Origin of the sequence: Kineosporia mesophila (genome assembly GCF_021129235.1) — a bacterium.
GTDB classification, from domain to species: Bacteria; Actinomycetota; Actinomycetes; order Actinomycetales; family Kineosporiaceae; genus Kineosporia; species Kineosporia mesophila.
Genome location: NZ_JAJOMA010000025.1, coordinates 41,202 through 54,211 on the forward strand (window position 1 = coordinate 41,202; position 13,010 = coordinate 54,211).

Consider the following 13,010-nt stretch of genomic DNA (forward strand, 5'->3'; position numbering starts at 1 on the left):
CGGGGGATCATTTCACGAGACGGATGTGAACCGTGGGTTCCGGCCGATCTTGACAAGTCGGGCCCAGGTCAAGGGAAGCCCCCCAGTGACGGTATGTTTGTCCGCTGGCGCGCCCGCCCGGGTGCGCCACCATGGTTTCCCAATCCAATATCGAGGAGGTCGGCATGAGCGCGTCCTCCGGACAACAGGCAGCCGACGGTGTGCGGGCCCTGGCGGAACCGCTGGCCGCAGACGCCGGGCTGATGATCGAGAGCGTCATCGTGACGCCCGCCGGCAAACGGCGCGTACTGCGAGTGACGGTCGATCTTCCCGAGACCGAACTCGGTGGTGTGCCCATGGAGTCCGTGGCCATCGTCTCGCAGTCGATCTCGCAGGCGCTGGACGAGAGCAACGTGATGGGCGGTCTGCCCTACGTGCTCGAGGTCAGTTCTCCGGGTGCCGACCGTCCGCTGACGCAGCGCCGCCACTGGATGCGTGCCCGGCGGCGCCTGGTGCGCACCCTGGCCGCGGCCGGGGCCACCCCGCAGACCGGCCGGCTCACCGACGTCACCGACGCGGGCATCGTGCTGGACGACGAGCAGCAGGTGCCCTGGGCCGAGATCACCGGCGGCCGCATCGAATTGGAGTTCGGGCACCCCGACGACTTCGCCGACCTCGACGACCTCGAGGCGGACGACGACTCCGACGAGGACGAGGGCTGAACGATGGACATCGATCTGGCGGCCTTGCGCGCGCTCGAGCGCGAGAAGGAAATCCCGCTCAACACGCTGGTAACGACCATCGAGACGGCTCTGCTGCAGGCTTACCACCGCACCGAGGGCGCTGAGTCGCTGGCGCGGGTGGAGCTCGACCGCAAGAGCGGGCACGTGGTGGTCTGGGCCCGCGAACTGGACGACACGGGCGCGCTCAAGCGCGAGTGGGACGACACCCCGGCCGGTTTCGGCCGGATTGCGGCCACCACCGCCCGGCAGACGATCCTGCAGAAGCTGCGCGACGCCGAGGACGAGCAGGTGCTCGGCGAGTTCCGCGGCCGGGAGGGCGACATCATCTCCGGCATCGTGCAGCAGAGCGCCGACCCGCGCATGGTGCACGTCGACCTGGGCACGGTCGAAGCGGTCCTGCCGCCGGCCGAGCAGGTGCCGGGGGAGACCTACCCGCACGGAACGCGGCTGCGCTGCTACGTGATCGGCGTGCGCAAGGGCCTGAAGGGGCCCTCGATCACGCTCTCCCGCACGCACCCCAACCTGGTGCGCAAGCTGTTCGCGCTGGAGGTGCCCGAGGTCGCCGACGGCACCGTCGAGATCGCGGCGCTGGCCCGGGAGGCGGGTCACCGGTCGAAGGTGGCTGTGCGCGCGACTGTGGCGGGTGTCAACGCCAAGGGCGCCTGCATCGGCCCGATGGGGCAGCGGGTGCGCGCCGTCATGACCGAGCTGCGCGGTGAGAAGATCGACATCGTCGACTACAACGAGGAGCCCGAGGCCTTCGTGGCCAGTGCGCTGTCCCCGGCCCGGGTGTCGTCGGTCGAGGTGCTCGACCTGGACGCCCGCTCCGCCCGGGTGATCGTGCCGGACTACCAGCTGTCGCTGGCGATCGGCAAGGAGGGCCAGAACGCCCGCCTGGCCGCGAAGCTGACGGGCTGGCGCATCGACATCCGGTCCGACACGGCCCAGCCGGGTCAGTCCGACCCCTCCGGCCCCTCCGGTCAGTCCGGGCAGCCGGGGCGGTCGGGACGATCCGGTCCGGACACACCGGCGGCGCCGGCCGGTCCGGGGAGTTTCTGAGCGAGCCTTGAGCCACCCTGGGAACAAACGCGCCGGATCCGGGGCTATGCTGGGCGGGGCCGGTGACGCGGCCACGAATCCTGAGCGCTCGTCCCCGGTCCCGCGCGGACCGATTCGTACGTGTGTGGGATGTCGTGAACGCGCCGAGCGGTCCGACCTGTTGCGGGTGGTCGCGGCCGAGGTCGACGGTAAGTGGTGCGTCGTCCCCGATCCGGGCCATAAGCTGTACGGCAGAGGTGCATCACTGCACCCTGTGCCGGGCTGCCTTGAACTCGCTGAACGCCGCAGGGCTTTTCCCCGGGCACTCCGCCGTGGAGGCCCACTCGACGCGGTTCAGGTACATGAGTTCGTCGCAGCGAAGTAGTAACAGGTGTCAGGTGTGTCCAGACGAAAGCGGGTCCAACGCCATGAGCAGCACTTCGAAGGCAGAGTCGGCGCTGTGAGCACCCGATGAGCGCGCTCCGATGAGCACCCCCTTTACGTAACTACGGTCCGTAGCCTCCTCCTGGCTCGGGCCGAGACAGGAGTGATGTGGCAAAGGTCCGGGTCTATGAGCTCGCGAAAGAGCTCGGAGTCGACAGCAAGACCGTACTGAGCAAGTTGCAGGACATGGGCGAGTTCGTCCGTTCCGCGTCGTCCACCGTCGAGCCCCCTGTGGTGCGCCGCCTCCGCGAGGCGATGCCCGCCGCAGAAGGTGCCGGTGGCCGTAAGCCGGCCAAGCCGGCTCGTCCCACACCGGCCCCGGCACCGGCCGCACCGGCCGCGTCGTCGGCACCCGCCGTCGCTGCGACCCCGGCCGCACCGGCCCGGCCCGCGCCGACGCCGGCCCCGTCCCGTCCGGCTCCGAGCCCCGCCGCCGCGGCCCCGTCCGCACCGGCACCGGCTCCCGGTCCGGCCAGTGACGCCCCGTTCACGGCTCCGGCCCCGGCTCGTTCCGAGGGTGGCCGCCCGACCCCGGGTCCGCGTCCCACGCCCGGTCCGCGCCCGGCGCCGGCTCCGGCCGAGCGCCCCGCCGCCGCGGCTTCCGCCCCGGCTCCGGAGCGCACGGAGCGTCCCGAGCGCCAGGACCGTGGTCCCCGCCCGGAGCGTTCCGACCGTCCGCACTCGGGTGACCGTCCCGAGCGAGGTGGCCCGCGTCCCGGCCCGGGCGCCCGCCCGCAGGCCCCGGCCGCGCGTGGCGATCGTCCCGAGCGCCAGGACCGTGGTCCCCGTCCCGGTGGCGACGCCCGTCCGGGCCCGCGTCCCGGTCCCGGCGCGCCGCGTCCGGGTAACAACCCCTTCGCGTCCTCCCAGGGCATGCCCCGTCCGGGTGGCCGTGGTGGTCCCGGTGGCGGCGGCGGTGAGGGCAACGGCCCCACGCGTCCCGGCAACAACCCCTTCGCACCTTCCCAGGGCATGCCGCGCCCGCAGCGCGGCCCGCGTCCCGAGGGTGCTCCGGCTGCCCGTAGCGGCGACGCCGGCGACCGTCCGGCACCCCGTCCGGGCGGCCCGCGTCCCAGCCCCGGCAGCATGCCGAACCGGCCCAACCCGGGCATGATGCCCGGTCGCACCAGCGTCGGTCGCCCCGGTGGCGGCGGTGGCGGTGGCGCCGGGCGTCCGGGTGGCCCCGGTCGCGGTGGCCCCGGTGGCGGCGGCGGTGGCGGTAACCGCGGTGGCTTCGGCGGTCGTCCCGGCGGTCCGGGTGGTCCCGGCGGCGGTGGCGGTGGCTTCGGCGGCCGTCCCGGTGGTGGCGGTCGTGGTGGCCGTGGTGGCACGCAGGGCGCGTTCGGTCGCGCCGGTGGCCGTCCGGTCCGAGGCCGTAAGTCGAAGCGTCAGCGGCGTCAAGAGTTCGAGAGCATGGCGGCACCGGCTCCCGGTGGCGTCACGGTTCCCCGCGGCGACGGCACGACGATCGTCCGCCTGCGTCGCGGCTCCTCGCTGACCGACTTCGCCGACAAGATCAACGCGAACCCGGCCAGCCTGGTCACCGTGCTGTTCCACCTCGGTGAGATGGCCACGGCGACGCAGTCGCTGAACGAGGAGACGTTCGACGTCCTCGGTGAGGAACTGGGTTACGTCATCCAGGTCGTCTCGCCGGAGGACGAGGACCGTGAGCTGCTCGGCACCTTCGACATCGACATCGAGGGCGAGGCCGAGGCCGACGAGGAGTTCCTCGTGGCGCGGCCGCCGGTCGTGACCGTGATGGGTCACGTCGACCACGGTAAGACGAAGCTGCTCGACGCGATCCGGCAGACCGACGTGGTGGCGGGTGAGGCCGGTGGCATCACCCAGCACATCGGTGCGTACCAGATCCACACCACGCACGAGGGCCAGGACCGCGCGATCACCTTCATCGACACCCCGGGTCACGAGGCGTTCACCGCCATGCGTGCCCGTGGTGCGAAGGTCACCGACATCGCGGTGCTGGTGGTCGCGGCCGACGACGGCGTGATGCCGCAGACGATCGAGGCGCTCAACCACGCCCAGGCGGCCGACGTGCCGATCGTGGTGGCCATCAACAAGGTGGACAAGGAAGGCGCGAACCCGGACAAGATCCGGCAGCAGCTGACCGAGTACAACCTGGTCGCCGAGGAGTACGGCGGTGACACGATGTTCGTCGAGGTCTCGGCGAAGCAGCGGCTCAACATCGACGGTCTGCTCCAGGCCGTCCTGCTGACCGCCGACGCGGCGCTCGACCTGCGGGCCAACCCGGAGAAGGACGCCCGCGGCGTCGCGATCGAGGGCAACCTCGACCGTGGCCGTGGTCCCGTCGCCACCGTGCTGGTCCAGTCCGGCTCGCTGCGCATCGGTGACTCGATCGTGGCCGGTACCGGCCACGGCCGGGTCCGCGCCATGATCGACGAGCACGGTGAGACCGTCGAGGTGGCCACGCCGTCCCGTCCGGTCATGGTCCTGGGTCTGACCAGCGTGCCCGGCGCCGGCGACACCTTCCTGGTGGCGCCCGACGACCGCACCGCCCGTCAGATCGCCGAGAAGCGTGAGGCGATCGAGCGGAACGCGGCCCTGGCCAAGTCCCGTAAGCGCATCAGCCTCGAGGACTTCACCAAGGCCCTCGAGCAGGGCAAGGTCGAGACCCTCAACCTCATCCTCAAGGGTGACGGCGCGGGTTCGGTCGAGGCTCTGGAAGACGCGCTGCTCCAGATCGACGTCGGCGAAGAGGTCGAGCTTCGGATCATCGACCGTGGTGTCGGTGCGATCACGAAGAACAACATCAACCTGGCTGTGGCCTCCAACGCCATCATCATCGGCTTCAACGTGAAGTCCGAGGGCCAGAACGCCGAGTACGCCGACCGTGAGGGCGTCGACCTGCGCTTCTACTCGGTCATCTACCAGGCGATCGAAGAGGTCGAGGCGTCCCTCAAGGGCCTCCTCAAGCCGGAGTACGAAGAGGCCGAGCTGGGCCGCGCGGAGATCCGCGAGATCTTCCGCTCCAGCCGGTTCGGCAACATCGCGGGCTGCATCGTTCGCTCCGGGGAGATCCGGCGCAACAGCAAGGCCCGGGTGTTCCGCGGCGAGAAGATGGTCGCCGAGGGCCTCTCGATCGAGTCGCTCAAGCGGTTCAAGGACGACGCGACCGAGGTCCGCGAAGGTTTCGAGTGCGGTATCGGACTGGGGTCGTTCAACGACATCCAGAACGAGGACGTCATTCAGACCTACGAAATGCGCGAGAAGGCACGCGCCTGATCGAGCTGAAGGCAGGTGAGGCCGGCCGCACCGGCCGGCCTCACCGCCGTCAACTGCCGGAGGTGCCGTGTACATCGGATCTCTGACGCTCGACCTTCTGCTGGGCGACGTTCACTCGCTCAAGGAGAAGCGGTCGGTGATCAAACCGGTCGTGGCCGAGCTGCGCCGTAAGTTCGAGGTGCACGCCGCCGAGACCGGCGAGGCGAATCTTCACCGGCGCGCCGAGATCGGCGTCGCCCTGGTCTCTTCCGAGTCCGGCCAGTGCCGCGAGGTGCTCGAGTCCTGCGAGCGGCTGGTGGCCGGCCGGCCCGAACTGCAAGTGCTCTCCGCCCGTCTGCGGGTGTGGAGCGACACTGACGACGATTGACGAGCGGGACGGACGATGACCGACACGGCACGGGCACGCAAGCTGGCTGACCGGGTGCGCGAGGTGGTGGCCGAGGCCCTGGAGAAGCGGATCAAAGATCCGCGTCTGGGGTTCATCACGGTCACCGATGCCCGGGTGACGGGTGACCTGCAGCACGCCACGGTTTTCTACACCGTCTTCGGTGACGACACCGAGCGGGCTTCGACCGCCGCGGCCCTGGAGAGCGCCAAGGGCGTTCTGCGGTCCGAGGTGGGCAAGCGCACCGGGATCCGGCTCACGCCGACCCTGGAGTTCATCGCCGACGCCCTGCCGGAGACGGCGGCGCAGATGGCCGAGCTCCTGACCAAGGCGCACGAGAAGGACGCTCAGGTCGCGGCCCTGGCGAACGGCAAGCAGTACGCCGGCGACGCCGACCCGTACAAGAAGCCCGCCGTGGTGGCGGACGAGGACGACGACGCGTGAAGTCCCGTGAGCCGGGTCCCAGCGGCCTGGTGATCGTGGACAAGCCGGCCGGGATGACGTCGCACGACGTCGTCAGCCGGATCCGCCGGCTGGCCGGCACCCGTCGTGTCGGCCACGCCGGCACGCTCGACCCGATGGCCACCGGCGTGCTGGTGATCGGGGTCGAGCGGGCCACCCGGCTGCTGACCTACCTGGTCGGCGCGGACAAGGCCTACGCGGCGACGATGCGTCTGGGGATCGGCACGATCACCGACGACGCCGAGGGCACGACGTCGTCGTCGCCGGGGCAGTCGCCGCTCACGCCGGAAGAGGTCGATGCGGCCGCGGAGTTCCTGCGCGGCCAGATCCAGCAGGTGCCGAGCTCGGTCAGCGCGATCAAGAAAGACGGCAAACGGGCCTACACCCGGGTGCGCGAGGGCGAGGACGTGCAGCTCGAGGCGCGCCCGGTCACGGTGTCCGAGCTGAGCGTGCTGGCGGTGCGCCCGGCGGAGCAGGACGGCACGCCGGTGCTGGATGTGGACGTGCACGTGGTCTGCTCGTCCGGCACCTACATCCGGGCCCTGGCCCGCGACCTCGGTGCGTCCCTGGGCAGCGCCGGGCACCTGACCGCGCTGCGGCGCACCCGGGTCGGTCCCTACCGGCTCGACGGCGCGCACACACTGCCGGAGCTGGAGGAGTCGTTCGCCCTGCTGCCCATCGCGGACGCCGCGCGGGCAGCGTTCACCGGGCGGGACCTCACCCAGGACGAGGCGCGCAAGCTGGCGCACGGCCAGCGGCTGGAAGCGAGTGAGCTGGGCCCGGGACCCGTGGCGGCGTACGCCCCGGACGGGTCACTGGTGGCTCTCATCGCCGACGCCGGGCTGACCGCGCGCCCGCTCGTGGTTCTGACCGGCTGAGACGTACTGACAGGCGGAGAGGTACTGAACAGGCGGGGAGCCGGATCAGCGGCTGCTGGTCGCCAGGGTCTTCTCGTCGCTGCTCTGCGGAGCGGCCTGGCTGCACGGCCAGACGGTTCCGCAGATCACGCAGAAGCCCCCGCCACTGCTGTGGAGAAAACTGTCGATCCCTCGTTGGGCGGGCATCGGGGCCCGTCCGGCGACACGCTGGCTTTCCATAGTGGTGTCCTCGCTGGACTTGGTTAACTGAACGTGCTTTCTCAATCGCCGATCGTGAGGGGCTTGTTACCTTGCTCTCACGACGAGCGTCTGATTTCACCACATCGGAGCACCGAACGTGGAACTGAAGTGGCCACCTGGCAGAGTTGTCCCGTGAAAGAGAGCCAGGTGCACGTGTGGCGGGAACTGAGCGAGGTTCCTCCCGGCTTCGGCCCCTCGGCGGTGACCATCGGGAACTTCGACGGTGTGCACCGGGGTCATCTCGCCGTTCTGGACCGGACCGTGCAGGCCGCGGCCGCCCACGGCTGGCGTGCGGTGGCGATCACCTTCGCCCCGCACCCCTTGGCGGTGCTGCATCCGGAGCGGGCTCCCCAGCCGCTCTCGACGGTGGAGCACCGGCTCGAGCTGCTGGCCGACACCGGCCTGGACGCCGTGCTGATGCTGCCGTTCACCGCGGAGCTGGCGCAGTGGAGCCCGCGGCGGTTCGTCCAGGAAGTGATGGCGGACGCCCTCGGCGCCCATGAGGTGGTGGTCGGCTCCGACACCCGGTTCGGCCGCCGCAACGCCGGTGACATCGGCACGCTGCGCGAACTCGGGTCGGAACTGGGCTTCTCGGTGGACGAGGTGGCCGACCGGCTGGCGGCGGACGGCGCCCGGCGCTGGTCCTCGACGCTGGCCCGGGAGCTGATCGCCTCGGGCGAGGTGCTCGAGGCCGCCGACGTGCTGGGCCGTCCGCACCGGGTGACCGGCGTGGTCGTGCACGGCGATCACCGCGGTCGGGAACTGGGTTTCCCGACCGCCAACCTGACCACCGACGCGATCGGGGCCGTGCCCTCCGACGGGGTGTACGCCGGCTGGCTGGTGCGCCCGGGCGAGAACGGTGAGCCCGGGGCCTGTTCCCGGCACGACACCGGTGAGCGGCTGCCCGCGGCGATCTCGGTCGGCACCAACCCGACGTTCGACGGTGAGGAACGCCGGGTCGAGGCCTACGTGCTCGGCCGGACCGACCTCGACCTGTACGGCGAGCGGGTCGCCGTGGAGTTCGTCGAGAGGCTGCGGCCCACGCTGCGGTTCGACGGTATCGAGTCGCTCGTCGACCAGATGAACGCCGATGTGGCCCGGTGCCGTGAGGTGCTGGGAGTGAACACACCGGCTTGATCGGCACAACACCCGTTGCTCAATTGGGATGACTGCCCGTTGCGCTGTTAACGTAGCGGGTGCCGTTAGATCGGCCGCGGATTCCAGAGTGCCCGGGTGGATGTGCCCCGGCGCGCCGCGCAGCGATTTTCAGGAGGACATCGAGTGCCGCTCGACGCCGAAAAGAAGCAGAGCATCATCGCGGAGTACGCGACTGTCGAGGGTGACACCGGTTCCCCCGAGGTCCAGATCGCGATGCTGACGCAGCGCATCAAGGACCTGACCGAGCACCTCAAGGAGCACAAGCACGACCACCACAGCCGTCGTGGTCTGCTGCTGCTGGTCGGTCAGCGTCGTCGCCTTCTGAAGTACGTCCAGAAGAAGGACATCACCCGCTACCGGGCGCTGATCGAGCGCCTCGGCCTGCGCCGCTAACTGAAGTGAGGCCGTGACCGGGGCTCCCGGGCACGGCCTTTTCGGTGTGTCAGGTTGTGTCTTCGGCCCATCGTTACCCGATCATCGGGTCATCGGTGGGCCGTAGCGCAAAGCAGCACCGGCGTATCACCTGCACCAAGCACCAACCTCAGGCAAGAAAACAGGAGGGGTCGGCGAGCACCGGTCACCGGTCCTCGGTAGTGGCCTCCGCGAGATGCCGTCAGTAACAGCGACAGGCGACCCGCGTGGGCCTCGATCGAAGACCGGAACGCCTCGACCACGACTCCCGCACCACTCCTGACCGATGCCGCGGCGAAGAGCCGCGGAAGAACAGGAGAGTGACCCTTGGAGGGTCCCGAGATCACCGCGGCCGAGGCCGTCATCGACAACGGCTCGTTCGGCCGGCGCACGGTCCGGTTCGAGACCGGCCGCCTCGCCAAGCAGGCCGCCGGTTCCGTCGCCGTCTACCTGGACAACGACACGATGCTTCTGTCGGCCACCACGGTCGGCAAGCAGCCGAAGGACCAGTTCGACTTCTTCCCCCTCACGATCGACGTCGAGGAGCGGATGTACGCGGCCGGGAAGATCCCCGGCTCGTTCTTCCGCCGCGAGGGCCGGCCCAGCACCGACGCGATTCTGGCCTGCCGCCTGATCGACCGCCCGCTGCGCCCGACCTTCGTCAAGGGCCTGCGCAACGAGGTCCAGGTCGTCGTCACCGTGCTGGCGCTCAACCCGGAAGACCCGTACGACGTCGTCGCGATCAACGCCGCGTCGCTGTCCACGCAGATCTCCGGCCTGCCCTTCTCCGGCCCGATCGGTGGCGTGCGCATCGCCCTGATCGACGGCCAGTGGGTCGGCTTCCCCCGTCACAGCGAGATCGAGCGGGCCGTCTTCGACATGGTCGTCGCCGGTCGCGTCGTCACGCTGGAAGACGGCACCGAGGACGTCGCGATCATGATGGTCGAGGCGGAGGCCACCGAGGGCTCCTGGACCCTGATCAAGGACCAGGGCGTCGAGGCCCCCACCGAAGACGTCGTGGCCGCCGGCCTCGAGGCCGCCAAGCCGTTCATCTCCGCGCTGTGCAAGGCGCAGGCCGAGGTCGCAGCGGCCGCCGCCAAGCCGACCGCCGTGTTCCCGCTGTTCCCGGACTACCAGGACGACGTGTTCCAGGCCGTCTCCGCCGCGGCGTCCGACGACGTGTCGCAGGCGCTGACGATCGCCGGCAAGCAGGAGCGCGAGAGCCGTCTCGACGAGCTCAAGGACGGCATCAAGGCCAAGTTCGCGGCCGAGTTCGAGGGTCGCGACAAGGAGGTGTCGGCCGCCTTCCGCGCCGTCAACAAGAAGCTGATCCGTCAGCGCATCCTCAAGGACAAGGTCCGCATCGACGGCCGGGGCCTGGCGGACATCCGTCAGCTCGGCGCCGAGGTCGAGGTCATCCCGCGCGTGCACGGCTCGGCCCTGTTCGAGCGCGGCGAGACCCAGATCATGGGTGTCACCACGCTGAACATGCTGCGCATGGAGCAGCAGCTGGACACCCTCTCCCCGGTGACCCGCAAGCGCTACATGCACAACTACAACTTCCCGCCCTACAGCACCGGTGAGACCGGCCGCGTCGGTTCGCCGAAGCGCCGCGAGATCGGTCACGGCGCCCTGGCCGAGCGCGCGCTCGTCCCGGTCCTGCCGAGCCGGGAAGACTTCCCGTACGCGATCCGTCAGGTCTCCGAGGCCCTCGGCTCCAACGGTTCCACCTCGATGGGCTCGGTCTGCGCCTCGACCCTGTCCATGCTGAACGCCGGTGTGCCGCTGCGCGCCCCGGTCGCCGGTATCGCGATGGGCCTGGTGTCCGACACGGTCGACGGCAAGACCGAGTACGCCGCGCTCACCGACATCCTCGGCGCCGAAGACGCTTTCGGTGACATGGACTTCAAGGTCGCCGGCACGTCGGAGTTCGTCACGGCGATCCAGCTCGACACGAAGCTCGACGGCATCCCGGCGTCGGTGCTCGCGAGCGCGCTGACCCAGGCCCGCGACGCGCGTCTGCACATCCTCGACGTGATGAGCGAGGCGATCGACCGGCCGGACGAGATGTCCCCGTTCGCGCCCCGCGTGATCAGCGTGAAGGTCCCCGTCGACAAGATCGGCGAGGTCATCGGGCCCAAGGGCAAGATGATCAACCAGATCCAGGACGACACCGGCGCCGACATCTCGATCGAGGACGACGGCACGGTGTACATCGGTGCGGTCGACGGCCCCTCGGCCGAGGCCGCCCGGACGGCGATCAACGCGATCGCCAACCCGACCATGCCCGAGGTCGGGGAGCGCTACCTGGGTACCGTCGTGAAGACGACGACCTTCGGTGCGTTCGTCTCGCTGGTGCCGGGCAAGGACGGTCTGCTGCACATCTCGCAGATCCGCCGCATGGTCGGTGGCAAGCGGGTGGAGAACGTCGAGGACGTTCTCAGCATCGGCCAGAAGGTCCAGGTCCAGATCGCCGAGATCGACCCGCGGGGGAAGCTCTCGCTGGCGCCGGTCCTGGAGGAAGACGCCGAGGGCAAGTCCGAAGCGGCCGACGCGACCGCCTGACGTGACGGCGACTCCTCTGCCGCTGGTCGCAGCGGGAGCCTCCGGATCGTCCCAGATCATCGCTGGGGAGGACGGCGGCGCCATCGTGCGCCGTACCGTTCTCCCCGGCGGGGTCCGGGTCCTGTCCGAGGCCATGCCCGGCCTGCGCTCGGCCACGATCGGTTTCTGGGTCGGGGTCGGCTCGCGCGACGAGACCACCGGGCACCACGGTTCCACGCACTTCCTCGAGCACCTGCTGTTCAAGGGCACGAGCCGGCGTACGGCGATGGACATCGCCACCGCGTTCGACCGGGTGGGCGGTGAGTCGAACGCCGTCACGGGCAAGGAGCACACCTGCTACTACGCCCGGGTGCTCGACGACGACCTGCCGATGGCCGTCGACGTGCTCTGCGACATGGTGACCGGCGCCAAGCTCGACGCCGGTGACGTGGAGAGCGAGCGCGGGGTCATCCTCGAGGAACTCGCGATGAACGACGACGACCCCGCGGACGTCGTGCACGAGCGGTTCGCCGAGCTCGTCCTGGGGCAGCATCCCCTGGGCCGGCCCATCGGTGGCACGCCCGAGACGATCCGCGCCGTCGTGCGTGACAACATCGTCGACCACTACGCCGAGCACTACCGGGCTCCCGGCCTGGTCGTCACGGTGGCCGGGGGCGTCGACCACGACCGGGTCTGCGAGCTGGTCTCCGCCAGCCTCGCCCGGTCCGGCTGGGCACTCGATGCCGGTCACAGCCCGAAGGCGCGGCGCAACGTCTCCCTCCCCGAGCGGGAGGCGGCACAGCTCCCCGCCGACGGTTCCCCGCACCGGCTCGTGGTGGTCAACCGCCACACCGAGCAGGCGCACGTCGTGGCCGGCACCACCTCGCTGGTCGCGACCGACCCTCGCCGTTACGCGATGTCGGTGCTCAATGCCGTGCTCGGTGGCGGCATGAGCAGCCGGTTGTTCCAGGAGATCCGTGAGCAGCGGGGCCTGGCCTACTCGGTCTACTCGTTCGCGAGCGGCTACTCCGACAGCGGTTACTTCGGTCTCTACGCGGGCTGCACGCCGGCGCGCGTCGACGAGGTCATCACCCTGATGGTCGCCGAACTGCGGCGTCTGGCCGCCGACGGTGTGCCGGAAGAAGAGCTGTACCGGGCCCACGGCCAGCTGGCCGGCGGTCTGGTGCTGGGCCTCGAAGACACCGGTTCGCGCATGTCCCGTCTGGGCAAGGCGGAACTGGTGCACGGCGAGTACCTGGGCCTGGACAAGGCACTGACCCGGATCCGTTCGGTCAGTGCGCAGGACGTGCAGGACCTCGCCACAGACCTGGCGTCCCGCCCGCTGTCCCTGTCAGTGGTGGGCCCTTTCGAGGAGGACCGCCCCTTCCGGGTCGGCTGACCGAACCACCTGCATGAAGGACGCCCACCAGCCCACGGGCTGGTGGGCGTCCTTCGTTTCCGGTGGGG

12 protein-coding genes and 1 pseudogene are annotated in these 13,010 nt (G+C 70.1%); 12 read left to right on the top strand and 1 reads right to left on the bottom strand.

Going from position 1 to position 13,010, the window contains the following annotated elements:
* Positions 1-164 precede the first annotated feature (164 nt).
* The 8 genes and pseudogenes from LR393_RS27810 to truB all read left to right on the top strand — a co-directional run bounded on the left by LR393_RS27810 (position 165) and on the right by truB (position 7,190).
* Positions 165-701, top strand: coding sequence for a ribosome maturation factor RimP (locus LR393_RS27810; RefSeq protein ID WP_231487855.1), 537 nt, complete (start codon positions 165-167; stop codon positions 699-701).
* 3 nt (positions 702-704) lie between these two features.
* The gene (nusA, locus tag LR393_RS27815; protein WP_231487856.1) at positions 705-1,781 is read left to right on the top strand and encodes a transcription termination factor NusA; all 1,077 of its coding nucleotides are present in this window, start codon (positions 705-707) and stop codon (positions 1,779-1,781) included.
* Positions 1,782-1,827: 46 nt separating this feature from the next.
* Positions 1,828-2,145, top strand: coding sequence for a YlxR family protein (locus LR393_RS27820; protein WP_231487857.1), 318 nt, complete (start codon positions 1,828-1,830; stop codon positions 2,143-2,145).
* A gap of 167 nt (positions 2,146-2,312) precedes the next feature.
* A pseudogene (locus LR393_RS37270) lies at positions 2,313-2,450 on the top strand (translation initiation factor IF-2 N-terminal domain-containing protein); the annotation flags it as partial.
* Positions 2,451-2,459: 9 nt separating this feature from the next.
* Positions 2,460-5,465, top strand: coding sequence for a translation initiation factor IF-2 (gene infB, locus LR393_RS36715; protein WP_407937368.1), 3,006 nt, complete (start codon positions 2,460-2,462; stop codon positions 5,463-5,465).
* A gap of 67 nt (positions 5,466-5,532) precedes the next feature.
* The gene (locus LR393_RS27840) at positions 5,533-5,832 is read left to right on the top strand and encodes a DUF503 domain-containing protein (RefSeq protein ID WP_231487858.1); all 300 of its coding nucleotides are present in this window, start codon (positions 5,533-5,535) and stop codon (positions 5,830-5,832) included.
* A 15-nt stretch (positions 5,833-5,847) separates the two neighbouring features.
* Positions 5,848-6,294 carry a 30S ribosome-binding factor RbfA gene (rbfA, locus tag LR393_RS27845; protein ID WP_231487859.1) on the top strand — a complete coding sequence of 149 codons (447 nt, stop codon included), beginning with the start codon at positions 5,848-5,850 and terminating at the stop codon, positions 6,292-6,294.
* A complete protein-coding gene (gene truB / locus LR393_RS27850; RefSeq protein WP_231487860.1) occupies positions 6,291-7,190 on the top strand; it encodes a tRNA pseudouridine(55) synthase TruB in 900 nt (299 codons plus the stop codon). Before rbfA ends, truB begins: the two co-directional genes overlap by 4 nt.
* A gap of 45 nt (positions 7,191-7,235) precedes the next feature.
* Here truB and LR393_RS27855 read toward each other — a convergent pair whose 3' ends face one another.
* A complete protein-coding gene (locus LR393_RS27855; RefSeq protein ID WP_231487861.1) occupies positions 7,236-7,409 on the bottom strand; it encodes a hypothetical protein in 174 nt (57 codons plus the stop codon).
* Positions 7,410-7,577: 168 nt separating this feature from the next.
* Between LR393_RS27855 and LR393_RS27860 the strand changes: the two genes are divergently transcribed.
* From LR393_RS27860 to LR393_RS27875, 4 genes are all read left to right on the top strand, one after another.
* Positions 7,578-8,567 (top strand): bifunctional riboflavin kinase/FAD synthetase, encoded by a 990-nt coding sequence (locus LR393_RS27860; protein WP_345718591.1) that lies wholly within the window; start codon positions 7,578-7,580, stop codon positions 8,565-8,567.
* A 144-nt stretch (positions 8,568-8,711) separates the two neighbouring features.
* Positions 8,712-8,981, top strand: coding sequence for a 30S ribosomal protein S15 (gene rpsO, locus LR393_RS27865; protein WP_231487863.1), 270 nt, complete (start codon positions 8,712-8,714; stop codon positions 8,979-8,981).
* A gap of 345 nt (positions 8,982-9,326) precedes the next feature.
* A complete protein-coding gene (locus LR393_RS27870) occupies positions 9,327-11,564 on the top strand; it encodes a polyribonucleotide nucleotidyltransferase (protein ID WP_231487864.1) in 2,238 nt (745 codons plus the stop codon).
* Between the two features lies 1 nt (position 11,565).
* Complete coding sequence (locus LR393_RS27875; RefSeq protein WP_231487865.1) at positions 11,566-12,942, top strand: M16 family metallopeptidase; 1,377 nt, start codon at positions 11,566-11,568, stop codon at positions 12,940-12,942.
* The last annotated feature ends 68 nt before the right edge of the window (positions 12,943-13,010 follow it).